Here is a 22601-nt window from a genome sequence, read left to right on the forward strand (position 1 = left end):
AGCGCCACGCCAACCAATTCATCCAAGGGGAAAACGATGAAACTCAAATCCATTCTGCTGGGCCTGGCTGTAGCCGGCCTGCTGGCCCAGGGCGGCGCGCAGGCGCGCACGCTGGACGAGATCCGCGCGGACCAGAGCCTGAACGTCGTCACCACGGCGTCCGCGCCGCCGCACGGCTTCAAGAATCCGAAGTCGAACCAGCTGGAGGGCATCATGGTGGACGTGGCCGCGGCCGTGGCCAAGCACCTGAAGGTGTCGGACAAGCTGTCCGACGTGCCGTTCTCCGGCCTGATTCCCACGCTGACCTCGGGCCGCGCCGACGTGATGTCCGCGCCGCTCTTCATCACCGAGGAACGCGCCCGCGCCATCGATTTCTCGGCGCCGGTCTATGAATGGGGCGAGGGCATCGTGGTCAGCGACAAGGCCGACAAGAAGTACGCCAAGTTCGAAGACATGAAGGGCCAGCGCGTAGGCGTGCTGGTGGACTCGGTGCAGTTCAACATGATCAAGGACATGCCCGGCACCAAGGTGTCGACGTACCAAGACTATTCCACGCTGCTGGCCGACGTGCGCGCCGGCCGCATCGACCTGGGCATCGTGGATCCGCCCAGCATCATCTACCAGATCAAGACCAAGAACATCCCCGGCGTGAAGCTGGACACGGGCTATCAGCCGCAGCGCAAGTGGCAGGTGGGCATGGCGGTGCAGAAGGGCAACGCCGCGTTGCTGGAGGCGGTCAACGGCGCGCTGGCGCAGATGAAACAGAACGGCGAGCTCGCCGCCATCGGGCAGAAGTGGGGCGTGGCCGACCTGATGAGCAAGTGACGCCGTACCGGCACGGATAAGGAGTACGACTTGGATCTCGCGACCCTGCGCATGTACCTGACCCCCCTCGCCGAGGGCACGGTCTGGACCCTGGCGCTGTTTTTCTCTTCGGCATTCCTGGCGGTGGCCCTGGGCCTGGTCGTCTGTCTGTGCCGCCTGTCGCCGTCGCGGCTGCTCAGCCGCGGCGCGCGTTTCTACATCGACGTGATACGCGGCACGCCGCTGCTGCTGCAGCTGTTCTACATCTACTACGGCCTGCCTGAGATGGGCGTGGTCATCAACGGTTTCGTTGCCGGCGTGTTGGGCCTGACGCTGAACTTCGGCGCCTATCTGGCCGAACTCTTCCGCAGCGGCATCCAGTCGGTGGACAGCGGCCAGTACGAGGCGGCGCGCGCGCTGGGCCTGGGCAAGATGCAGCGGCTGCGCCGCATCGTGCTGCCGCAGGCCTTGCGCACGGTGTTCCCGGCGCTGGGCAACTACGCGCTGGTGCTGATCAAGGAAACCTCGCTGGTGGCCGTCATCAGCGTTTACGAATTGATGCGCGCGGGCGAAATGCTGGCGGGCGCCACCTTCCAGGCGCTGACCGTCTACACCATGGTGGGCGTCATCTACTTCGCCATGTGCAGCGTGCTGTCCTACGTGTTCCGCCGTTCCGAAAAGCGCCTGACCGTGCCGGGCTACTGGAGCGGCGCGGGCGAAAACCATGACATTTCCAAGGCCTGATGCGATGGATGGATTGAACTACGCCGCCCCTATCATCACGATGCAGGGCGTATGCAAATGGTATGGCGACTTCAAGGTGCTGGACGAGCTGGCGCTGGAGGTGTTGCCAGGCGAAAAGCTGATCCTGTGCGGGCCGTCCGGCTCCGGCAAGTCCACCACCATCCGGCTCTTGAACCGGCTCGAGGAACACCAGCAAGGCCGCATCGTCGTCGACGGCATCGAGCTGAACGACGACCTGAAGAACATCGAGCGCATCCGCGCCGAGGTCGGCATGGTGTTCCAGCACTTCAACCTGTTTCCGCACCTGACCGTGCTGGACAATTGCACGCTGGCGCCGATGCTGGTGAAGGGCGTGCCGCGCGAGGAAGCCGAGGCCCGCGCCATGGAATACCTGGAGCGCGTCAAGATTCCGCAGCACGCCTCCAAGTACCCGGGCCAGCTGTCCGGCGGCCAGAAGCAGCGCGTGGCGATTGCACGGGCGCTGTGCATGCGGCCCAAGATCATGCTGTTCGACGAGCCCACATCCGCGCTGGACCCCGAGATGGTCAAGGAAGTGCTGGACACCATGGTGGCGCTGGCGCGCGACGGCATGACCATGGTGTGCGTGACGCATGAAATGGGTTTCGCGCGCGAGGTCGGCGACCGCGTGGTCTTCATGGACCAGGGCGCCATCGTCGAGGCCGACACGCCGGACAATTTCTTCCGCGCGCCGCGCACCGAACGCGCGCAGGCCTTCCTGGGGCAGATACTGGGCTGATCGGGCCTTTCAAATTCCGTTTGGCGGAACCTGTGGAATGGTTCCATGACGGCGGCCTGAAATGGCTCTAGCCGGTTTCGGCTACGCTACCTATCATGCATGTCACGCGGGCGCGCATGCGCCCATGCACCGCCAATGGAAAATGATCAGGGAAAAACGATGAACGGCGCTGATAGTCTTTGCGATACCTTGCTGGCCAACGACGTGGATGTTTGCTTCGCGAACCCCGGCACATCCGAAATGCACTTTGTCGCGGCATTGGATCGCAAGCCGAAGATGCGCTGCGTGCTGGGCCTGTTCGAAGGCGTGGTGACCGGCGCGGCCGACGGCTACGCGCGCATGGCCGACAAGCCTGCCGCGACGCTGCTGCACCTGGGCCCGGGCCTGGGCAACGGGCTGGCCAACCTGCACAACGCCAAGCGCGCCCGCACGCCCATGGTCAACATCGTGGGCGACCACGCCACCTATCACGTCCAGTACGACGCGCCGCTGACCAGCGACGTCGAAGGCGTCGCGCGCCCGATGTCGCATTGGGTCAAGCGCACCACCAAGGCCGCCGACCTGTCCGCCGACGCCGCTGAGGCCGTGGGCGTGGCGCGCCGCTCGCCGGGCAACATCGCCACGCTGATCCTGCCCGCCGACGCGGCCTGGACGGACTTGCCGGAAAACACCGCGCCGGTGCTGGCCAAGAGCGAGGCCTTGGCCCAGACCTCGGCCGACGCGGTGCGCGCGGCGGTTGCCGCGATCCGCTCGGGCGAAGTCACGACGCTGATGCTGGGCGGTTCCGCGCTGCGTGAACGCGCGCTGAACGCCGCCGGCCGTATCGCGCGCGCCACCGGCGTGCGGCTGGTGTCGGAAACCTCCAACCGCCGCATCGAGCGCGGCGGCTCGCGCACGCCGGTGGACCGCCTGCCGTATCCGATCGACCTGGCGGTGGCCAAGCTGAAGGACGTGCGCCATCTGGTGCTGGTGGGCGCGAAAGCGCCGGTCGGCTTCTTTGCCTATCCCGGCAAGCCCAGCCTGCTGGCGCCGCCCGACTGCAAGCAGGTGGTGCTGGGCACGCCCGAGCAGGACCTGGCGCATGCGCTGGAGTGGCTGGCCGATGAGCTAGGCATCGCCCAGGACGCGCCGCGCCTGGCCGCTGCCCCCGCCAACTACGAGGTGCCGCAGTCCGGCAAGTTGACTGGCGCCGCCGTCAACATCCTGGTCGCGCACCATCTGCCGGAGCAGGCCATCGTCTGCGACGAGTCCATCACCCAGGGCCGCGAATTCCCGCTCTACAGCGTCAACAGCGCGCCGCACGATTGGCTCATGCTGACGGGCGGCGCCATCGGCATCGGCCTGCCGCTGGCGACCGGCGCTGCCGTCGCCTGCCCGGACCGCAAGGTCGTCACCCTGCAGGCAGACGGCAGCGGCATGTACACCTTGCAGGCGCTATGGACGCAGGCGCGCGAGAACCTGGATTGCCTGACCGTGATCCTGGCCAACCGTTCCTACGCCACCCTGCACGGCGAGATGAAGAACGTGGGCGTACAGGAACCCGGGCGCAACGCCCGCCGCATGCTGGATCTGGAAGAACCGTACCTGGACTGGACGCATCTGGCGCGCGGCATGGGCGTGGAAGCGGTCAGCGTGGATACGGTGGAAGGCTTCGCGCGCGCGCTGCAGGAAGGCCTGAAGCGCCGCGGCCCGTTCCTGATTGAAGCGGTGATCTGAGCGGCCTGCGCGCCTCAGTCCAGGAAATAGGCGGGCTGGGGCGCGGCAATGACCGCGCGGTATTCGTCGAGCAGCAGTTCGGCGTGCCGCGTCAGCGGCCGTATGCGCGAGCGCACGATGCGCGAGTGGATCAGCAGGCTGGGACGGAAAGGCCTGACGACGAATTGGTCTTCGGGGAAAGGCACGATGGCGGCGGGCTCAACCAGGCCCACGCCCACGCCCGCGCGTATCAGTGCCAACAGCGCAGCCGAGGAGGTCACTTCGACTGACACGGGCATGTGCAAGCCAGCCTCGGAGAAGGCGAGCTCGACGAAACTGCCGAAATTCGTTTGCGGGCCGTACGACAGGAATGTCTCGGATTTCAAGTCCTGCGCCGTGACATGGTCCAGGTCCGTGTAGCGATGGCCGCGCGCGGCAACGCAGACCAGGTGTTGCGGCCCGAGGTCCTCGTTGTGCGTGTCGGGCGAGGCGGTGATGTCATGCACCAGTCCGAAATCCGCCTGGCCGTTCAGCACACGGTCGACCACCGGCTGGTTGGCCAGGATTTCCAGCGTGACGGTGATGCCGGGATGGCGTTCGCGTAGGCGCTTGACCGCTTGCGGAATGAAGGTTGCCGCTTGCGTGGGTATGGCGGCCACGGTGACGTTGCCATGGTCCGGATTGGCCAGGCTGCCGATCAAACGCTGCACCACGCCATAGGATCCGTATAGGTGCTCCACGCTTTCCTGCAAACGTAGCGCCTGCGGCGTCGGCACCAGGCGCTGATGCGCGCGTTCGAAGAGCAGCAGGCCCGTGTCGTCCTCGAGCTGGCGCAGCATCTTGCTGGCCGCCGATTGCGTCATGCCCAGCAGCTTGGCCGCACGCGACACGGAGCCCGAAATCATGATGGCGTTGAACACGCCCAGCTGCGCGAAGCTTGGTTCGCGTGGTTCATGGGACCTGGTCAGTCCGAGATGCGAGCGAGGGCTCATAAGCGGGGCTTAGGGGAAGTACGGATAGGTGCAAAGCTCATATATTGCATGAAAGAAATGGCCCCGTCATCATGCCCGCTCCCCCTCTCCCCATCAGGAGCAAGCCGATGAAGACGCCTATGCAAGACCCTTGCCTGACCGATGCGGCGCACCTTGCGCTGAGCGATCCCTCGCTGACTTCCGCACGCCGCCGTCAGTTATTGGCGCTATTGGGCGCAGCCGGCATGTCGGCCATGTTGCCGCTGGGCCGGGCGCATGCCGACGCAGGCAAGATCGTGGTCTGCAATTGGGGCGGAGACGCCATCAAGCATCAGCCCACGGTATGGGGCAAGCCTTTTGAAAAGGCCTCCGGCACCAAGGTCGAATTCGATGGAACCGGTCCGTCTTTCGGCAAGATCCGCACCATGGTGGAATCGAAGAACGTGGTGTGGGACGTCTGCGATGCCAATTTGGCCGCAGCGCATTCGCTGGGCAAGCGAGGCTACCTGGAGCCCATCGACTACACGATCGTCGACCGCAGCAAGGTGCGGCCGGGCTTCAGCAGCGAATACGGGGTTTCGCACTTCATCTACAGCTTTGTGCTGGCGTACGACAAGAAGGCCTTCGGGGACCGCGTGCCCAGGACTTGGGCTGACTTCTGGAACACTGAGGATTTCCCTGGCACCCGCATCTTGCCGGATCGCGTGCTGGCCTCGCTGGAGGCCGCGCTGATGGCGGATGGCGTACCTGCGGACGCGTCCAAGCTCTATCCCATCGACGAGAAGCGCGCGCTGGACAAGATCGCGGCGATCAAGGAACACGCGATTTTCTGGAAGACTGGCGCCGAGAGCCAGCAATTGCTGCGGCAAGGCGAGGCCACGATGGGGCTGGTATGGCACACCCGGGCGACCGTGATGCGGCGGGAACCGGGTTCGACCATCGATTTCACCTGGAACCAGGGCATTCTGATTCCCGCCGGCTGGCTGGTACCCAAGGGCAATCCGGCGGGACGCAAGGTGTTCGATTTCATCGCGTCGACGCAATCGCCGGAAAGCCAGATCGAGTTGTTGCGGCTGATGGGCAATGGCCCCGCCAACCCCGCGGCCAATGCGCTGGTGCCGCCGGAATTGCGCAAGGACAATCCTACGGACGAAGAGAATTTCCGCCTGCAGATCGTGGCGGATGCGACCTGGCATGGCGAGAACCAGGACCGCATCTACAACGAGTACGTCAAAGTCATCACGGGTTGAGCCGCCAGCATGAGCGCATACGCGGATATGGTGTTGCATGGCGGCCGCATCGCCACGCTGGATGAAACGCTGGGCGTCGTGCCGGCGCTGGCGATACGGCATGGCCGCGTGGTCGGCGCGGGCACGGATGCGGACTGCCTGGCGCTGGCCGGACCCGCCACGGCGAAGATCGACCTGGACGGCGCCTTCGCCATGCCGGGCATCAACGACAGCCATTGCCATCCGGACGGGCAGGCGGTCAAGGCGGGGCGATGGGAGGACCTTTCCGGCATCGGTTCGCCAGCGGCGCTGCTGTGGCGCGTCGCGGCATTCCACGGTAGCGCTCCAGCCGGCGCCTGGTACCTGGGTTTCCGCCTGGACGAGAACGATATCGGCGGCTACCCCTCGCGCGCGGCGCTGGACGCTGCGGCGCCGGGACGGCCGGTGTTCCTGTTGCGGCGGGATGCGCAGGTGGGTGTGGCCAGCAAGGCCGCGTTCGACGCTCTCGCGGCCAGCGGCCTGGCGCGCACCGTTCCGGACCATTGCCTGAGCCAGGGCGAGGGCATGGCGCGCGGCCGCGGCGTTTTCGCCTTCACCACGCATATCGCGGCGGGTGACCAGGTGGAAGACTATCTCGAGGGCTATCCCGCGATTTTCGGCGAGATGGCCAGGGTGGGCATCACCAGCGTGCACAACGCCCTGACCAGCGCCTTGGCGATGCAGGCATACCGCCAGCTGCATGCGGCGGGCAGGCTGCCGGTGCGCGTGGGCATGATGCTCAACGGGCGCGACGAGGCTCTGGTCGAGGATGTCATCGGGTCGGGCCTGCGTTTCGGCTTTGGCGATGAATACCTGCACCTGCTTGGCGTGGAGTATGGATCGGATGGCAGCACCAGCGGCCGCACGGCCGCGTACTACCAGCCCTATGCCGTCCAGGCGGGCAAGACGGATGCCCCGAAGGAGTACGGCGACGTCAATTTCTCTGCCGAGGAACTCGCCTTCAAGGTAGGCCGAGTCATGGCAGCGGGCTTGCAGGCGGCAGCTACTGGCAATGGCGACCGCGGTATCGACTTCGCGCTGGATGCGTTCGAGCAGGCGCTTGCCGCGCATCCCGGCGCGGTGCCGCCGCGCATCGAGCATTGCTGCTGCGCGCCGCCCGCGATCCAGGAACGCATGGCGCGGTTGGGCGTGATCGATTCCTCGGCGGCGGGCTTTGCCTACAACCTGGGCGATGCGTATTTGCGCAACCGGCCCGAGTCCGACTGGCCCTGGCTCTGGCCGCACCGAGACATGTTGGACCGGGGCGTGCTGGTCTGCGGGCATTCGGACGCGCCGGTATGCGACCGCAATCCCTTCCTGGGCATGTGGTCGATGGTCAATCGCAAGACCGCCTCGGGGGCCGTGATCGGCGCCTCTCAGGCGATTTCGGTGGACGAGGCCATGCGCTGCTACACCGTCAATCCGGCGCGGGCCGAGCGCCAGGACGCGAGCAAGGGCACGCTGGCGCCGGGCAAGCTGGCCGACCTGATTGTGCTGGATCGCGACCTGTACCGCATTCCCTCTGACCAGATCAAGGAGGCCGCGGTGCGCGCCACGCTGGTCGGCGGCCGCGCCGTATTCCGCTCGCCGCTCTCATCATGGGCGGATCAACTGCACGAGGAGGATTGACCCCATGCAGCGTTCCTTACCGCCGTGCTGGTTCTGCCCGTGGTGTTGCTGGTGGGAGGCCTGTTCCTGCTGCCGGTCTTGCACATCCTGGCGATCAGCTTCACCGAGCCCGTCGCGGGCATCGGCAACTATGTGGCGCTGTTCACGCAGCCGCTCTACCTGAAGATCATGGCCACGACCGCCAGGGTATGCCTCTGGACCACGGTCATTGCATTGGTGCTGGGCTATCTGGTGGCCTATGTCATGGCGAACGTGCCTGAGCATGTGCGCAGCTGGATGACGATCTGCCTGCTGGTGCCGTTCTGGCTGTCGGTGCTAGTGCGCGCGTTCGCGTGGGTGCTGCTGCTGTCCAAGGAGGGAGTGGTCAATGCGACGCTGATGGCCTTGGGCCTGGTCGACCGGCCGCTGGCGTTGCTGCGCAATGAGACCGGCGTGCTGATCGGCATGGTGCACTACATGATTCCCTACGCCGTGCTGCCGATGCTGACCAACATGCTGGGCATGGACCGGTCGCTGATGGCGGCGTCGCGCGCGCTGGGCGCTGGACCCGTACGCACCTTTCTGCGCGTATACCTGCCGCTGTCCCTGCCGGGCGTGCTGGCCGCGGCCGTGCTGGTGTTCATCTTCTGCCTGGGCTTCTTCATCACGCCGGCGCTGTTGGGCGGAGGCAAGACCGTGATGGTGGCTCAGTACATCGAGTTCGGCATCAGCGAGACCATGAACTGGGGGATTTCGACCGCATTCGCCAGCGCCTTGCTGGTCACTGTGGTTCTGAGCCTGATCCTGATGTCGCGCTGCGTGCGTGTTCCTTCCCTGTTCGGTGCGCCATGACGATACGTCCTTCCTTGTGGTTCGCCCTGGCGGCGTTGGGCGCGGGGCTGGTGCTGGCCTACCTGTTCCTGCCAGCGCTGGTGGTCGTGCCGGTTTCGTTCACTGACCGCAGCTATCTGTCGTTTCCGTCGGAGTCCTGGTCGCTGCAGCACTACCGGCAACTAGTGGAGAGTCCGGTATGGCGCGACAGCCTGTTGCAGAGCGTCGCCGTCTCCGCGGTCTCCACCTGCGCCGCCACCGTGCTGGGGTGCGCGGCCGCCATCGGCGCATGGAAGCTGGGCGCGAGGCTGGGCGGCCTGGTGCGCATGCTGGCCCTGTTGCCGCTGATCGTGCCCACCATCGTGGGTGCGCTGGCGTACTACCGGTTGTACATCGACCTGGGGCTGCTCGATACCTACACCGGCGTGGTGCTGGCGCACGTGGTGGCGGCCACGCCGTTCGTCTTTGTGTCGGTGGGCTCGGCCCTCGCCAACTTCGACCCGCGCCTGGAGCAGGCCGCCCGTTCCATGGGGGCGCGGCCCTTGCAGGTGCTGCGGCGGGTGACGCTGCCCGGCATCCGGCCCGGCATCGTTTCGGGCGCGATCTTCGCGTTCATCGTGTCATGGGACGAGCTGGTTGTGTTGTTGTTCATCACCACTCGCAACGTCTATCTGCTGCCGCGCGCGATGTGGGACGGCATCAACGAAAACGTCGACCCCACGATAGCGGCCGTGGCCACCCTGATGATCTTGATCACCTTCATCTGCCTGTGCGTCGAGCGCCTGCTCGCGCATCGGAAAGGAAAGCGGGAATCCTCATGAACTCGTCTCACTCTTTATCCGAACCCTTGCTGCGCGTGCAGGGGCTGCGCAAACTCTTTGGTGCGACGGTGGCGCTGGATGGCGTCGATTTCTCGCTGGCGCCGGGCGAATTCCTGACGCTACTGGGCCCGTCGGGATCCGGCAAGACGACCACCTTGATGTCGATTGCGGGCTTCGTCGCGCCGAGCGCCGGCGAGATCTTCCACAAGGGCGAATCCATTACGCGCCGGCCGCCCGAGGACCGCGGTTTCGGCATGGTGTTCCAGGGCTATGCGCTGTTTCCCCACATGACGGTGGAGCAGAACGTGAGGTTTCCTCTGTCGATACGCGGGGTCTCGGGCGCCGAAGCGCGAACTCGCGCCCGCGCCGCGCTGGAACAGGTGCAGCTGGGCGCCTATGCCGGCAGGTATCCCAGGCAGCTGTCCGGCGGGCAGCAGCAGCGCGTGGCGCTGGCGCGCGCGCTGGTGTACCGGCCCGATGCGTTGCTGCTGGACGAGCCGCTATCCGCGCTGGACAAAAAGCTGCGCGCGGATTTGCAATGGGAACTGCGCAAGCTGAACAAGGAGTCCGGCGCGTCGTTCCTGTACGTGACGCATGACCAGGAAGAAGCCCTGTCCATGTCGGACCGCATCGTTATTTTCAACCAGGGGCGGATTGCGCAGATCGGCACGCCGTCCGAGCTCTATGAGCGGCCGGCGAACCTGTTCGTGGCCGAGTTCCTGGGCCGCAGCAACGTGCTCGAGGGCACGGTGCGATCCACGGGGCAGGAGGGCGTGGCGGTGGACTACGAGGGGGGAACGATCCAGGTGGGCGGCGCCTCGCGCGCCTACGCCGCGGGCGAGAGCGTGAGCCTGGTGGTGCGGCCGCACAAACTGCGGCTGGCCTTGGCGGGTGATGGCGGCCTGCAGGCCAGGGTCGAGGCGGTCAGCTATGCCGGCAACCTGCTCAACTATCTGTTGCGCACGCCCCGCGGCACGCCCTTGTACCTGGAGTTGGTCGCCGGCTCGCAAGGCGCTCCGGATCTGCGGCAGGGCGCCGAGGTCGGGGTGGTGCTGGACGCCGCGGTCGTTAGCGTCCTGGACGCCGCCGGGGCGGCCTGATCTAAACCCCCAGATAGCGCGTCAACTGCTCGGGCTGCCGGGCCAGCGACGCGCTGTCGCCGTCCTGCACGATCTGGCCTTTTTCCATCACCAGGCAGCGGTCGGTGTGTTCCAGCACCGCCCGGTAATTGCGGTCCACGATCAGCGTGGACATGCCGCTGGAGCGGATCTGGCGGATGATTTTCCAGATCTCGGCCACGATCAGCGGGGCCAGGCCCTCGGTGGCTTCGTCCAGGATCAGCAGTTCGGGATTGGTCATCAGCGCCCGGCCGATGGCCAGCATCTGCTGCTCGCCCCCCGATAGCTGCTGGCCGCCATGGCCCAGGCGTTCCCGCAGGCGCGGAAACACCTCCAGCACGCGCGCGTAGGTCCAGTCCTGGCGGCCGTCGCGGCCGGCGCGCGCTGCCACCTGCAGGTTCTCGCGCACGTTCAGGTTGGGAAAGATGGCGCGCCCTTCGGGTACATAGGCCACGCCCATGCGGGCGATGGCGTGGGGCTGCGCACGGGTGCAGTCACGCCCGTCCACGCGCACGCTGCCCTGGGCGCTTCTGACGTGGCCCATCAGGCTGCGGATCAGCGTGGTCTTGCCCATGCCGTTGCGCCCCACCAGGCCTACGGATTCTCCGGGCGCGATATGCATGTCGATGCCGCGCAGCACATGGCTGGCGCCGTAGTAAACGTGCAGGCCGCCTGCTTCGATCAATGCGGTCATACGCTGGCTCCATGGCTGTCTTCGCCCAGGTAGGCAGTGCGCACGTCGGGGTTGGCGCGGATCGCGTCTGGCGTGCCGCTGGCGATGGCGGCGCCGTTGACCATGACGGTAATGGTTTCGGCGACGCGGAAGACCGCGTCCATGTCGTGTTCCACCAGCAGGATTGCGTGGCCGGGCTTGAGCGCTTCCAGCAGCTCCAGGATGCGGTCGGTTTCCTCGGGGCCCATGCCGGCCAGGGGTTCGTCCAACAGCAGCACCTGCGGTTCGCCAGCCAGGCACATGGCGATCTCAAGCTGGCGCTTGCGGCCATGCGGCAGCAGCCCGGCGTCGCGCGCGGCGTCGTCCGCCAGGCCGGTGCGCTCCAGCGCGTGACGCGCAAGCTCCGCGCTGTGGCGGCATTCGGCGGCGGACCGCCACCAGTGCCAGAAGCGCTGGCGGCGAGCCTGGGCGGCCAGCCTGCAGTTTTCGAACACGCTCAGTTCGGGAAAGATGGTGGACCGCTGGTAGCTGCGGCCCAGGCCCGCGCGCGCCCGGTCGGGCTGGCGCCAGGCCGTGATGTCGCGGCCGCCCAGCATGACTTGGCCGCTGCTGGGCGCGAGTTCGCCCGACAGGATGTTGATCAGCGTGGACTTGCCCGCGCCGTTGGTGCCGATGACGGCGTGGACCTGGCCGCGCTGCAATTCCAGCGACACGCCGTTCACCGCCGTCAGGCCGCCGAAGCGGCGCGTGACCGCGCTTGCGGCCAGCAGGACATCAGACATGGGGCTCTCCCTGGATGGGCAGGCGGGCGGGGGCCTGCTGACGGCTGGAATGCGCGGCATCCGGTTTGGGCGCGGCGCGGGCGGTGTCGGCGTCCAGGCTGGGGGCGGCAACGTGCGCCGCGCGGCGCTGGCGCAGCTGAGCCGGCAGCCCGGCCAGGCCGTTGGGCAGCAAGGCCACCAGCGCGATGATGGCCACGCCCAGCGGCAGGTGCCAGTGGCGCGCGTATTCGCCAAAAATCTCCTGCGACTGGAACAGTTCCTGCATCAGCACCAGCGCCACAGTGCCCAGCACCGCTCCGCCCAGGCTGCCCATGCCGCCCAGGATCACCATCAGCAGCACCAGGCCCGATTGTTCCCAGGCCAGCAGCTCGGGCGTGACGAAGCCGTCCTTCAGCGCGAACAGAAAGCCCGCCAGGCTGGCCAGCGTGGCGCCGATGACATAGGCGGCCAGCTTGTAGGGATAGGTCGAGTAGCCGGCCGCGCGCATGCGCTGTTCGTTGATGCGGATGCCGGCGAGCGCGGCGCCGAAAGGCGAGCGCCGCAGCAGCGCCAGGAAGCCCCAGGTCAGCGCCAGGCAGGCGAGCACGAAGAAGTAGAAGGTCCGGGCATCGCCCAGGTCGAACGGCAGCCAGCCGCCCAGGGACAGTTCGGGCCGGAAGTACAGGTAGATGCCGTCGCTGCCGCCGCCGATCTTGGTGTCGTGGAACACGTAGTAGGCCATCTGCGAGAAGGCCAGCGTGACCATGATGAAGTACACGCCGCGGGTGCGCAGCGCCAGCGCGCCGGTCGCCAACGCATAGGCCGCGGCGGCGAGCAGGGCGGCCGGCAGCAGCCACCACAGGCCGGCGGCTTCGGATTCCGGCGACAGCAGCGCCGCGACGTAGGCGCCGATGCCGAAGAAGGCGGCGTGGCCCAGGCTGACCAGTCCCGCGCCGCCCACCAGCAGCTGCAGGCTGAGCGCGAAGATTCCATAGATCATGATCTTGATCGCCAGGCCGGTGTAGTAGTCGCTGCCGCTCCAGGAGAAAGCGGCCAGCGCCAGCAGCGCCGCAATGGGCAAGAGTCGGTTCAACATGGTCAGCCCTGCTTGAACAGCCCTTCGGGCTTGCAAAGAAGTATGAAGGCCATCAGCAGGTACACCAGCACGCCCGCCGCGGACGGGAACAGCACCTGGCCGAAGGTTTCCACCACGCCCACCAGCATCGCGGCCAGGAAGGCGCCACGGATCGAGCCGATGCCGCCGATCACCACCACCACGAAGCAGATGATGAGCACGCCGTTGCCCATGCCGGGATAGACCGAGGACACCGGTGCGGCGATGCTGCCTGCCAGCGCCGCCAGCGCAACGCCTGCCGCGAACACCAGGCGATAGAGCTTGTTGATGTCTATGCCCAGCGATCCGATCATCTCGCGGTTGCTAGCGCCGGCCCGCAGCATCATGCCCAGCCGCGTGCGCGTGATGACCCAGTACAGCAACAGCGCCACCGCGATGCCGACGGCGGAAATGAACAGCCGGTAGACCGGATAGGTCATGACGTCGCCCAGCGCGATGCTGCCCTGCAGCCAGGCAGGCAGGGGCACGCCGTGCACGTCGTTGCCCACCAGGATGCTGCGCAGTTCTTCGAAGACCAGGATCAGGCCGTAGGTCATCAGCACCTGCTGCAAGTGGTTGCGCTTGTACAGGTAGCTGAAAAAGGCGGCCTCCAGCAGATAGCCCAGGGCGCCGGCGGCCAGCACGCAGACCGCCAGCGTGGCCAGGAAGCCGCCGCCCAGCCAGCGGTCGACGGCCGGTCCCAGCGCGAACGCCATGTAGGCGCCGATCATGTAGAAACTGCCGTGGGCAAGATTGATGATGCCCATGATGCCGAAGATCAGCGTGAGTCCGCTGGCCACCAGGAACAGCAGCAAGCCGTACTGGAAAGCGTTCAGGCTCTGGATGAGCAGGATGCTGATGTCCATGGGGCCTCCCTGTGGCGGATTGCGGTCAGAGCTTGCAGCCGCGGGCCGGGTCGGCCAGCTTCTTCACGGCGATATCCACGACCTTGTTCTGCAGCCCGTCGACGCGGCGCAGGTAGATGTCCTGCACCGGGTTGCCCGCGCTGGACAGCGTGAAGGGGCCGCGCGGGCTGTCCACCGTGGCGCCGCGCATGGCCTTGCGGAAGTCTTCCTTCTTGGCGAAGTCGCCCTTGACCGCGGCCAGGCCCGACTGCATCAGCTGCGCGGCGTCATAGCCCTGCACCGCGTAGACGTCGGGCTGTGCCTTGTAGGCTTTGCTGTAGTCGGCGCGGAAGGCGTTGTCGCGCGGCGTGTTCAGGCCGTCTGCATAGTGCAGCGTCGTCAGCAGGCCTTGCGCCGAAGCGCCCTGGGCCTCCAGCGTGCCATCGGTCAGGAAGCCCGAACCGTACAGCGGGATGGTCTTGCCCAGGCCCGCGGCGTAATAGTCCTGCACGAACTTCACGGCGCCGCCGCCTGCAAAGAACGTGAACACCATGTCGGGCTTGAGCGCCGCGATCTCGGTCAGCAGCGGCTGGAATTCCACGTTGGGAAACGGCAGGCTCAGTTCCTTCACGACCTTGCCGCCGGCCTTCTCGAAGCCTTCCTTGAAGCCGCCGATGGCCTCGTCGCCGGCCGCGTATTTCCAGGTGATGGTGACGGCCGTCTTGTGGCCCTTGGCAAAGGCCACCGGACCCATGGCGTACGCCGGCTGCCAATTGGTGAACGAGGTGCGGAAGATGCCCGGGCCGCACAGCGGGCCGGTGATGGCGTTGGCGCCCGCGTTGGTCACGATCAGCGTGGTGTCGGCGTCCTTGGCGGCCTTGGCCAGGGCCATCGCCACGCCCGAGTGCACGGTGCCGATCAACACGTCCACCTGGTCGCGCTTGATCAGGCGGTTGGCATTTTCGGCGGCCTTGGCGGGGTTGGACTCGTCGTCCACCTTGAAGTATTCGATCTCGCGTCCGCCCAGCTTGCCGCCTTGTTCCGCGACATACAGCTTGAAGCCGTTCTCGATGGCGTTGCCCAGCGCGGCGTAGGTGCCGCTGTAGGGCAGCATGAAGCCGACCTTGATCTTGTCGGCGGCCTGGGCGCCGGTGGCGGCGAGCGTCAGAGCCGCGGCGAGCGCAGCCCGGGTCAGGGCGTGGTTCATGGTTAGTCTCCGTGCTTGTTATGGGCCGACGTGAGGTCAGCGGGGTTGTGCCAGGCCGCCGACGAAAGCGGCGACGGCCTGGATGACTAGCGCCGGCTGATCCTTGTGCGCAGAGTGGCCGCAGTCGGGCAGTTCCAGCAGTTCGGTCTGGGGCGCGAGCCGGCGTATGCCGCGTATCTGCGCCAAGCTGCCGTATTCGTCGTCCACGCCCTGGATGGCAAGCACGGGGCAGGCGATGCGGGGCAGGTATTCGTCCAGGTTCCAGCGGCGGAAAGCCGGGTCCAGCCAGATGTCGTTCCAGCCCCAGAACGCCGAATCCGGGTCCGCGTGATAGCGCCCCAGCCGGGCGCGCAGGTCCGTGTCCAGATAGGCCTGGCGCGCCTGCGCGATGCTGGCGACCGACACGTCTTCGACCAGGATATGGGGCGCGGCGGCGACCACGCCGGCCACCGCGTCGGGATGCATGGCCGCATACAGCAGGGCGATGGAGCCGCCGTCGCTGTGGCCGAGCAGCACCGGCTTGTAGCGCCGGGCGTCCACGCCCAGCGCGATCAACAGCGCGGGCAGCACCTCGCGCGCCTCGATGTGCATGAAATCCACCGGCCGCTTTTCTGCTGGCGGCCGGGGCGTCGATTGCCCGTAGCCGTAGCGCGAATACACCAGTCCGCGGCACCCGGCTGCTGCACAGACGCGCTCGGGCCAGTCCTTCCACATGGATACGGACCCCAGTCCTTCGTGCAGGAAGACCAGCAACGGGGCGCCGGGGCTGTCGGACCCTATCCACTGGTATTCCAGGCGCAGATCCCGGCCGCCGGCATGAAACTCGGCAAACACGGTCTCGGCCACGGCGCAGGCGCTCATAGCGTGGCCTCTTCCAATTGGCGCAGGCGGAAGCGCTGTATCTTCCCGGTGGCCGTCTTGGGCAGTTCTTCCGTGAAATTGATCTGGCGCGGATACTTGAACGGCGCCAGATGCTGCTTCACGTAATTCTGCAGCGCAGCCCCGGTCTGCGCGTCGGGCTCGAAGCCGGGACGCAGCACCACGTATGCCTTGGTCTTGACCAGCCCGTCGTGGTCCGGCACGCCGATCACGGCCGCTTCCAGCACAGCCTCGTGCTGCACCAGGATGTTCTCGACCTCCACTGGCGACACGTACTGGCCGCTGACCTTGATCATGTCGTCGCTGCGCCCGGCATAGGTGTAGTAGCCGTCCGCGTCGCAGGTGTACTTGTCGCCGCTCTTGAGCCAGTCGCCCAGGAAGCACTGGCGCGTCTTGTCGCGGTTGTTCCAGTACATCAGGGCTGCGCTGGGGCCTTTGATGTAGAGGTCGCCGATGGCGCCGGGCGGCACCGGGGCGCCGTTCTCGTCGCGCAACTGCACCTCATAGCCCGGCACGGGCTTGCCGGTGGTGCCGTAGCGCAGCTGCCCGGTCTGGTTGGAGATGAAGATGTGCAGCATCTCGGTGGAGCCGATGCCGTCCAGGATCTCGCAGCCGAAGTGGCGCGTGTAGCGTTCGCCGATGTCGCGCGGCAACGCTTCGCCGGCGGACGTGCAGATGCGCATGGCGACCTGTTCGCGCGCCGGCAGGTCGGGCGAGGCCAGCATGCTGGCGTACAGCGTGGGCACGCCGTAGAACACGGTAGGCCGATGCTGCGTCAGGCGTTTGAAGACCGCTTGCGGCGTGGGGCGTTCGCCCATCAGGATGACGGTCGCGCCCACGGACAGGGGGAAGGTCAGGCCATTGCCCAGGCCATAGGCGAAGAACAGCTTGGCGGCCGAGAACACCACGTCGTCCTCGCGGATGCCGAGCACGGGCTTGGCATAGAGTTCGGCCGTGTGCCACAGGTTGCCATGGGTGTGGACCACGCCCTTGGGTTTGCCGGTGGAGCCGGACGAATACAGCCAGAAAGCGATCTCGTCGGACAGGGTGCGCGCCGCTGGCGCGAGCGGGGCGGCGGCCAGCAGCGATTCGAATTCGCGCCCGCCTTCGGGCAAGGCGCCGGCCGGCTGGGAAACTACCAGGTGTTCGACATCGGCGGCGGCCTGCCCCAGCGCGGTCTGCACCACCGGCAGCAAGGCGCCCGATACGAACACGGCGCGCACGCGGCTGTGGCCAATGATGTAAGCGTAGTCATCGGCGGTAAGCAGGGTGTTCACGGCCACCGGCACCACGCCCGCATGCAGCGCGCCCAGAAATACCACCGGCCAGTCGACAGTGTCCTGCATCAGCAGCAGGATGCGCTCCTCGCGCCGCAGGCCCAGCTGGCGCAGCGCGCCGGCCATGCGCGCCACCCGCTCCGCCAGTTCGCCGTAGCTGATCTGGCGCGTGTCGTCGATGTAGGCCGGCTTGGCGGCGCGCGGCGCATTGAGCGCCGCCAGGTGGCTGGCGAAGTTGAGTTCGTCGGGACAGGCGTTCACGGTTGTCTCCTGATGTCCTGTGGGGGGAGCCGCGCTTTGTGTGTTTTTCTGGCGGCGGGTGGGGCGGGGCCTCTCAGGTGCGCGTGAATTCGATGGCGCCGCCCGGCAGCAGATACAGCACCAGCGCGCGGCCGCCGCTCACGGTCGGGCTGTGCGCGCTGCCGGGGCCGTAGACCAGCCAGCCGGCGCCGTGGCCGTCGAAGCGGGCGCCCTCGGTCAGCGGCATGATCATGTCGATCTCGCCATTGGGGTGCGCGTGGTGCGGGCCGGCAAGATTGTTCATGTCCACTACGTCCACCGAGCAGTCCGCCAGGTCTGGCGCGGGCTTGATGACGCGGCCGTAGCGGATGCCGCCGCCTTCCCGGCTGCACATCCAGCCTTCGGCCACGCCCTGCCTACAGGTGGCGTAGATCTCCTGGAACAGGGCGCTTTGCGGGCCGGCCTCGCGGTTCAGGCTTTCCTGCAGCGCCGCGTCCAGCGGCTGGCCTTGCGTCAGGCGCGTGACCTCGCGCATCAGGGCATGGAATTGATCAGGCGTACTCACCGGGCTCCTCCTTTACACTGTCGGCGCTTCAGAATCGACATGAAATCGACTGCTGCTTTTTTGCACATGAGGCGCTTTGGACTGATTGAATGGAAAAATAGTGCTTCCATTGATTATGGTCAAGCACTATAGTGCATAAAACGTGGTAATCAGGGTTTTTGCGGAGTCACGTAAACATGAATCAAGCGCTAGATGCGGCGCCATCCGAACCCAGGCGGGAAGCGTTCCTGGTGGCCTTGGGCGAGCGGGTGCGCCGCCTGCGGGCCATACGCGGCATGACCCGCAAGAGCCTGTCGCAGGTGACTGGCGTATCGGAGCGCCATCTGGCCAATCTGGAACATGGGGTGGGCAATGCCTCCATCCTGGTGTTGCTGCAGATCGCACGCGCCTTCAACTGCGCGCTGGCCGAATTGGTGGGCGACGTCACCACCGAATCGCCCGACTGGCTGCTGATCCGCGAGCTGCTCAGCGGCCGCACGGAATCCGACCTGCAGCGCGCGCGCGAGGCCCTGACCCAGCTGTTCGGCGTAGGGGCGGGGGCGCAGCGCCCCAACCGCACCCAGCGCGTGGCGCTGATCGGCCTGCGCGGCGCGGGCAAGTCCACGCTGGGCCAGATGCTGGCTGATGACCTGGGTTATCCGTTCGTGGAGTTGAACCGCGAGATCGAGCGCGTGGCCGGCTGCAGCATCCTGGAAATCCACAATCTGTACGGCCCCAATGCCTACCGCCGCTACGAACGGCGGGCGCTGGAAGAGGCCGTGCAGATCTACCCGGAAATGGTACTGGCCACGCCGGGCGGGCTGGTGTCCGAGCCCGCCACCCTCAATCTGCTGCTGGCGCACTGCTACACGGTATGGCTGCGCGCCACGCCCGAGGAGCACATGGGCCGGGTCATGGCGCAGGGGGATTTCCGTCCCATGTCGGGCAACAACGAGGCCATGGCGGATCTCAAGCGCATCCTGGCCGGACGCGAAGCCTTCTACGCCAAGGCCGACCTCACCTGGGTCACCAGCAACCTGGACGTGCAGGAAAGCTTTGCCGGCCTGCGCACCCAGGTGCGTAAGGCTTGCGGCCTGCCGCTATAGCTGGATTCGATGCCGGCAGCGCCGGCAATATGCATTTTTGTGCATGCCCCGCTTGACGGGGCTTTTTTTGTCCTCTAATCTGCACAATAATTCATGTGGTGCAGTATTTTTCCTGTTTTGGCAGGCGTACGAGGAGACACACTATGAGCAGCACCCTCAACCGGGTTGATTTCCGGACCGACCCCGAGCAGTACCGCCACTGGCGCTTGAGCTTCGACGGCCCGGTCGCCACGCTGGCCATGGATGTTGCCGAGGACGGTGGCCTGCGTCCGGGCTACAAGCTCAAGCTGAATTCCTACGACCTGGGGGTGGACATCGAACTGCATGACGCCTTGCAGCGCATCCGCTTCGAACACCCGGAAGTGCGCACCGTGGTCGTGACCAGCATGAAGGACCGCATCTTCTGTTCCGGCGCCAATATCTTCATGCTGGGTCTGTCCTCGCACGCCTGGAAGGTGAACTTCTGCAAGTTCACCAACGAAACCCGCAACGGCATTGAAGATTCCAGCCGCCACAGCGGCCTGAAGTTCATCGCCGCGCTCAACGGCGCCTGCGCCGGGGGTGGCTACGAGCTGGCGCTGGCCTGCGACGAGATCATGCTGATCGACGACCGCTCGTCCGCGGTCGCACTGCCCGAGGTGCCGCTGCTGGGCGTGCTGCCCGGCACCGGCGGCCTGACCCGCGTGACCGACAAGCGCCGGGTGCGCCACGACCATGCCGACATTTTCTGCACCTTGGTCGAGGGCGTGCGCGGCCAGCGCGCCAAGGATTGGCGCCTGGTGGACGAAGTGGTCAAGCCGGCCCGCTTCGAGGAGGCCGTGCGTGAGCGCGCGCAGGCGCTGGCGCAGGGCAGCGACCGCCCGGCAGGCGAGCAAGGCATCGCGTTGACGCCGGTGCAGCGCACGGAAAGCGCCGATGGCCTGTCCTACCGCTATGTGGACATCAAGTTGGACCGCGAGAAGCGCCAGGCCACCTGGACGGTGCGCGCGCCCGAGGGCGCGGTGCAAACCGAGCTGCAGGACATCGTCGCGGCCGGCGCGGCCTGGTGGCCGCTGCAGATGGCGCGCGAACTGGACGATGCCATCCTGTCGATGCGCACCAACGAACTGGACATCGGCACCTGGATCATCAAGACCGAAGGCGACGCCGCGCTGGTGTTGGCCGCGGATGCCGCGCTCCAACAGCATGCGGACCACTGGTTCGTGCGCGAAACCGCCGGCATGCTGCGCCGCACCTTGGCGCGCCTGGACGTGACCTCGCGCAGCCTGTTCGCGCTGATCGAACCCGGCTCCTGCTTTGCAGGCACCTTGCTCGAACTGGCGCTGGCTGCCGACCGCAGCTACATGCTGGACAACGAAGACGAATCCGCGCCCGCGCAGATCGTGGTGGGCGAGCGCAATTTCGGCGCGTATCCGCTGGTCAACGGCCAGAGCCGCCTGCAGCGCCGCTTCTATGAAGAGGAAGCGCCCCTGGAAGCGGTGCGCGCGCGAGCCGGCCAGCAACTGTCCGCCACCGACGCGCTGGAGCTGGGCCTGGTCACCTATGCGCCGGACAACATCGATTGGGACGACGAAGTGCGCATGATGCTGGAAGAGCGCCGCGCGCTGTCGCCCGACGCCCTGACCGGACTGGAAGCCAACCTGCGCTTCGGCGGACAGGAAACGATGGAGACCCGCATCTTCGGCCGCCTCACGGCCTGGCAGAACTGGATCTTCAACCGCCCCAACGCTGCCGGCGACAAGGGCGCGCTCAAGCTCTACGGCAAGGGCGAGCAAGCCGCATTCGACTGGAACCGGGTCTGATGGCCCCGCGTCACCGCGCCGCGTGAACGCGGCCACCCCAAAGGAACAGGAGCGAGACATGTCTGGAATCAACTACACCGATAAGATCCCCAACAACGTCAATCTGTCCGGCGACCGCACCTTGCAGCGCGCGCTGGAGCATTGGCAGCCCAACTACCTGCAGTGGTGGCAGGACATGGGGCCCGACGGCTCCCACGGCTTCGACGTCTATCTGCGCACGGCGGTCAGTGTGCAGCCCGACGGCTGGGCGCACTTCGACCACGTCAAGATGCCGGACTACCGCTGGGGTATCTTCCTGGCGCCGCAGGACGGGCAGCGCAAGATCCATTTCGGCGAGAACATGGGCCGTGACGTCTGGCAGGATGTGCCCGGCGAGCACCGCGCCAACCTGCGCCGCATCATCGTCACGCAGGGCGACACCGAACCGGCCTCGATCGAGCAGCAGCGCCACCTGGGCCTGACCGCGCCCTCGCAGTACGACTTGCGCAACCTGTTCCAGATCAACGTCGAGGAAGGCCGCCACCTGTGGGCCATGGTCTACCTGCTGCACCGCTATTTCGGCCGCGATGGCCGCGAAGAGGCGGACGCGCTCCTGCAGCGCAGCTCGGGGGATTCCGACAATCCGCGCATCCTGGGCGCGTTCAACGAGAAGACGCCCGATTGGCTGGCCTTCTACATGTTCACCTATTTCACCGACCGCGACGGCAAGTTCCAGCTGTGCGCGCTGGCGGAGTCCAGCTTCGATCCGCTGGCGCGCACCACGAAGTTCATGCTGACCGAGGAAGCGCACCACATGTTCGTGGGCGAATCCGGCATCTCGCGCGTCATCCAGCGCACCTGCGAGGTCATGAACCAGCTCAAGACCGATGACCCGCAAGCGGTGCGCGCGGCCGGCGTGATCGACCTGCCCACCATCCAGCGCTACCTCAACTTCCACTACAGCGTCACCATCGACCTGTTCGGCGCAGATCAGTCCTCCAATGCGGCCATTTTCTACGGCTCGGGCCTGAAGGGCCGCTACGAGGAAAGCAAGCGCACCGACGACCACCAGCTGAAGAACGACACCTACCGCGTGCTGACCGTGGAAAACGGCAGGCTGCGCGAGATCGAGGTGCCGATGCTGAACGCCCTGAACGAAGTGCTGCGCGACGACTTCATCCGCGATTCGGTCGCTGGCATCGGGCGCTGGAACAAGGTCATCGAAAAGAGCGGCCTGCCGTTCCGGCTGCAAGTGCCGCACAAGGCCTTCAACCGCCAGATCGGCACGCTGGCAGGCATCCGCATGTCGCCCGAAGGCGAGATCCTGTCCGAATCGCAATGGCAGGCCAACAGTCACAAATGGCTGCCGACGCCCGAGGACCGCGCCTTCGTTGCATCGCTGATGGGCCGCGTCACCGAGCCGGGCAAGTTCGCCAACTGGATCGCGCCGCCCGTCATGGGCGTCAACCGCCAGCCGGTGAATTTCGAGTACGTCCGTTTCAACTAAAGCGGGGCGGCGGCTGTTTCCACGGCCGCCTACCGGAGCATGGGGAAGAC

General features: G+C 66.4%; 21 protein-coding genes. 12 read left to right on the top strand and 9 right to left on the bottom strand.

Annotated elements, in window-relative coordinates; genetic code table 11:
* Positions 1 to 36 precede the first annotated feature (36 nt).
* From AC1RHV_RS27985 to AC1RHV_RS28000, 4 genes are all read left to right on the top strand, one after another.
* Positions 37 to 825 (top strand): ABC transporter substrate-binding protein, encoded by a 789-nt coding sequence (locus tag AC1RHV_RS27985; RefSeq protein WP_054451452.1) that lies wholly within the window; start codon positions 37 to 39, stop codon positions 823 to 825.
* Positions 826 to 855: 30 nt separating this feature from the next.
* Complete coding sequence (locus AC1RHV_RS27990; RefSeq protein WP_175162083.1) at positions 856 to 1548, top strand: amino acid ABC transporter permease; 693 nt, start codon at positions 856 to 858, stop codon at positions 1546 to 1548.
* Between the two features lie 4 nt (positions 1549 to 1552).
* On the top strand, positions 1553 to 2305 hold the full coding sequence (locus AC1RHV_RS27995) for an amino acid ABC transporter ATP-binding protein (RefSeq protein WP_054451448.1): 753 nt from the start codon (positions 1553 to 1555) through the stop codon (positions 2303 to 2305).
* A 159-nt stretch (positions 2306 to 2464) separates the two neighbouring features.
* On the top strand, positions 2465 to 4021 hold the full coding sequence (locus AC1RHV_RS28000; RefSeq protein ID WP_054451445.1) for an acetolactate synthase large subunit: 1557 nt from the start codon (positions 2465 to 2467) through the stop codon (positions 4019 to 4021).
* 14 nt (positions 4022 to 4035) lie between these two features.
* On the opposite strand, the gene AC1RHV_RS28005 is transcribed toward AC1RHV_RS28000, so the two are convergent.
* The gene (locus tag AC1RHV_RS28005; RefSeq protein ID WP_192492485.1) at positions 4036 to 4992 is read right to left on the bottom strand and encodes a LysR family transcriptional regulator; all 957 of its coding nucleotides are present in this window, start codon (positions 4990 to 4992) and stop codon (positions 4036 to 4038) included.
* Between the two features lie 107 nt (positions 4993 to 5099).
* Between AC1RHV_RS28005 and AC1RHV_RS28010 the strand changes: the two genes are divergently transcribed.
* The 5 genes from AC1RHV_RS28010 to AC1RHV_RS28030 are packed head-to-tail and all read left to right on the top strand — an operon-like array spanning position 5100 to position 10599.
* A complete protein-coding gene (locus AC1RHV_RS28010; RefSeq protein ID WP_192492486.1) occupies positions 5100 to 6221 on the top strand; it encodes an ABC transporter substrate-binding protein in 1122 nt (373 codons plus the stop codon).
* 9 nt (positions 6222 to 6230) lie between these two features.
* Entirely contained in the window at positions 6231 to 7868 is a 1638-nt protein-coding gene (locus AC1RHV_RS28015) for an amidohydrolase (protein ID WP_492302355.1), read from the top strand.
* Positions 7869 to 7892: 24 nt separating this feature from the next.
* Entirely contained in the window at positions 7893 to 8699 is an 807-nt protein-coding gene (locus AC1RHV_RS28020) for an ABC transporter permease (protein WP_492302357.1), read from the top strand.
* Positions 8696 to 9499, top strand: coding sequence for an ABC transporter permease (locus AC1RHV_RS28025; RefSeq protein WP_460360870.1), 804 nt, complete (start codon positions 8696 to 8698; stop codon positions 9497 to 9499). Before AC1RHV_RS28020 ends, AC1RHV_RS28025 begins: the two co-directional genes overlap by 4 nt.
* The gene (locus AC1RHV_RS28030) at positions 9496 to 10599 is read left to right on the top strand and encodes an ABC transporter ATP-binding protein (protein WP_192492490.1); all 1104 of its coding nucleotides are present in this window, start codon (positions 9496 to 9498) and stop codon (positions 10597 to 10599) included. Before AC1RHV_RS28025 ends, AC1RHV_RS28030 begins: the two co-directional genes overlap by 4 nt.
* A gap of 1 nt (position 10600) precedes the next feature.
* Here AC1RHV_RS28030 and AC1RHV_RS28035 read toward each other — a convergent pair whose 3' ends face one another.
* From AC1RHV_RS28035 to AC1RHV_RS28070, 8 genes are all read right to left on the bottom strand, one after another.
* On the bottom strand, positions 10601 to 11311 hold the full coding sequence (locus tag AC1RHV_RS28035) for an ABC transporter ATP-binding protein (RefSeq protein WP_492302359.1): 711 nt from the start codon (positions 11309 to 11311) through the stop codon (positions 10601 to 10603).
* The gene (locus AC1RHV_RS28040; protein ID WP_175214357.1) at positions 11308 to 12072 is read right to left on the bottom strand and encodes an ABC transporter ATP-binding protein; all 765 of its coding nucleotides are present in this window, start codon (positions 12070 to 12072) and stop codon (positions 11308 to 11310) included. Before AC1RHV_RS28040 ends, AC1RHV_RS28035 begins: the two co-directional genes overlap by 4 nt.
* A complete protein-coding gene (locus AC1RHV_RS28045) occupies positions 12065 to 13147 on the bottom strand; it encodes a branched-chain amino acid ABC transporter permease (RefSeq protein ID WP_492302361.1) in 1083 nt (360 codons plus the stop codon). The genes AC1RHV_RS28040 and AC1RHV_RS28045 overlap by 8 nt, the downstream gene beginning before the upstream one ends.
* A gap of 2 nt (positions 13148 to 13149) precedes the next feature.
* A complete protein-coding gene (locus AC1RHV_RS28050; RefSeq protein WP_042794742.1) occupies positions 13150 to 14031 on the bottom strand; it encodes a branched-chain amino acid ABC transporter permease in 882 nt (293 codons plus the stop codon).
* A 25-nt stretch (positions 14032 to 14056) separates the two neighbouring features.
* Entirely contained in the window at positions 14057 to 15217 is a 1161-nt protein-coding gene (locus tag AC1RHV_RS28055; protein WP_119450589.1) for an ABC transporter substrate-binding protein, read from the bottom strand.
* A 36-nt stretch (positions 15218 to 15253) separates the two neighbouring features.
* Complete coding sequence (locus tag AC1RHV_RS28060) at positions 15254 to 16078, bottom strand: alpha/beta fold hydrolase (protein ID WP_492302363.1); 825 nt, start codon at positions 16076 to 16078, stop codon at positions 15254 to 15256.
* Positions 16075 to 17634 carry a benzoate-CoA ligase family protein gene (locus AC1RHV_RS28065; RefSeq protein ID WP_192329093.1) on the bottom strand — a complete coding sequence of 520 codons (1560 nt, stop codon included), beginning with the start codon at positions 17632 to 17634 and terminating at the stop codon, positions 16075 to 16077. The genes AC1RHV_RS28060 and AC1RHV_RS28065 overlap by 4 nt, the downstream gene beginning before the upstream one ends.
* Positions 17635 to 17707: 73 nt before the next feature.
* Entirely contained in the window at positions 17708 to 18178 is a 471-nt protein-coding gene (locus AC1RHV_RS28070; protein ID WP_192353353.1) for a DUF4863 family protein, read from the bottom strand.
* 176 nt (positions 18179 to 18354) lie between these two features.
* Here AC1RHV_RS28070 and AC1RHV_RS28075 point away from each other — a divergent pair, with 176 nt between their 5' ends.
* The 3 genes from AC1RHV_RS28075 to boxB all read left to right on the top strand — a co-directional run bounded on the left by AC1RHV_RS28075 (position 18355) and on the right by boxB (position 22551).
* Positions 18355 to 19263, top strand: a complete 909-nt coding sequence (locus tag AC1RHV_RS28075) for a helix-turn-helix transcriptional regulator (RefSeq protein WP_042794737.1) — start codon at positions 18355 to 18357, stop codon at positions 19261 to 19263.
* A gap of 143 nt (positions 19264 to 19406) precedes the next feature.
* Positions 19407 to 21065, top strand: coding sequence for a 2,3-epoxybenzoyl-CoA dihydrolase (boxC, locus tag AC1RHV_RS28080; protein ID WP_054451427.1), 1659 nt, complete (start codon positions 19407 to 19409; stop codon positions 21063 to 21065).
* A 58-nt stretch (positions 21066 to 21123) separates the two neighbouring features.
* Positions 21124 to 22551, top strand: coding sequence for a benzoyl-CoA 2,3-epoxidase subunit BoxB (boxB, locus tag AC1RHV_RS28085; protein WP_054451425.1), 1428 nt, complete (start codon positions 21124 to 21126; stop codon positions 22549 to 22551).
* Positions 22552 to 22601 lie beyond the last annotated feature (50 nt).

It is taken from the genome of Achromobacter sp. GW823-FHT04E03 (assembly GCF_058796095.1).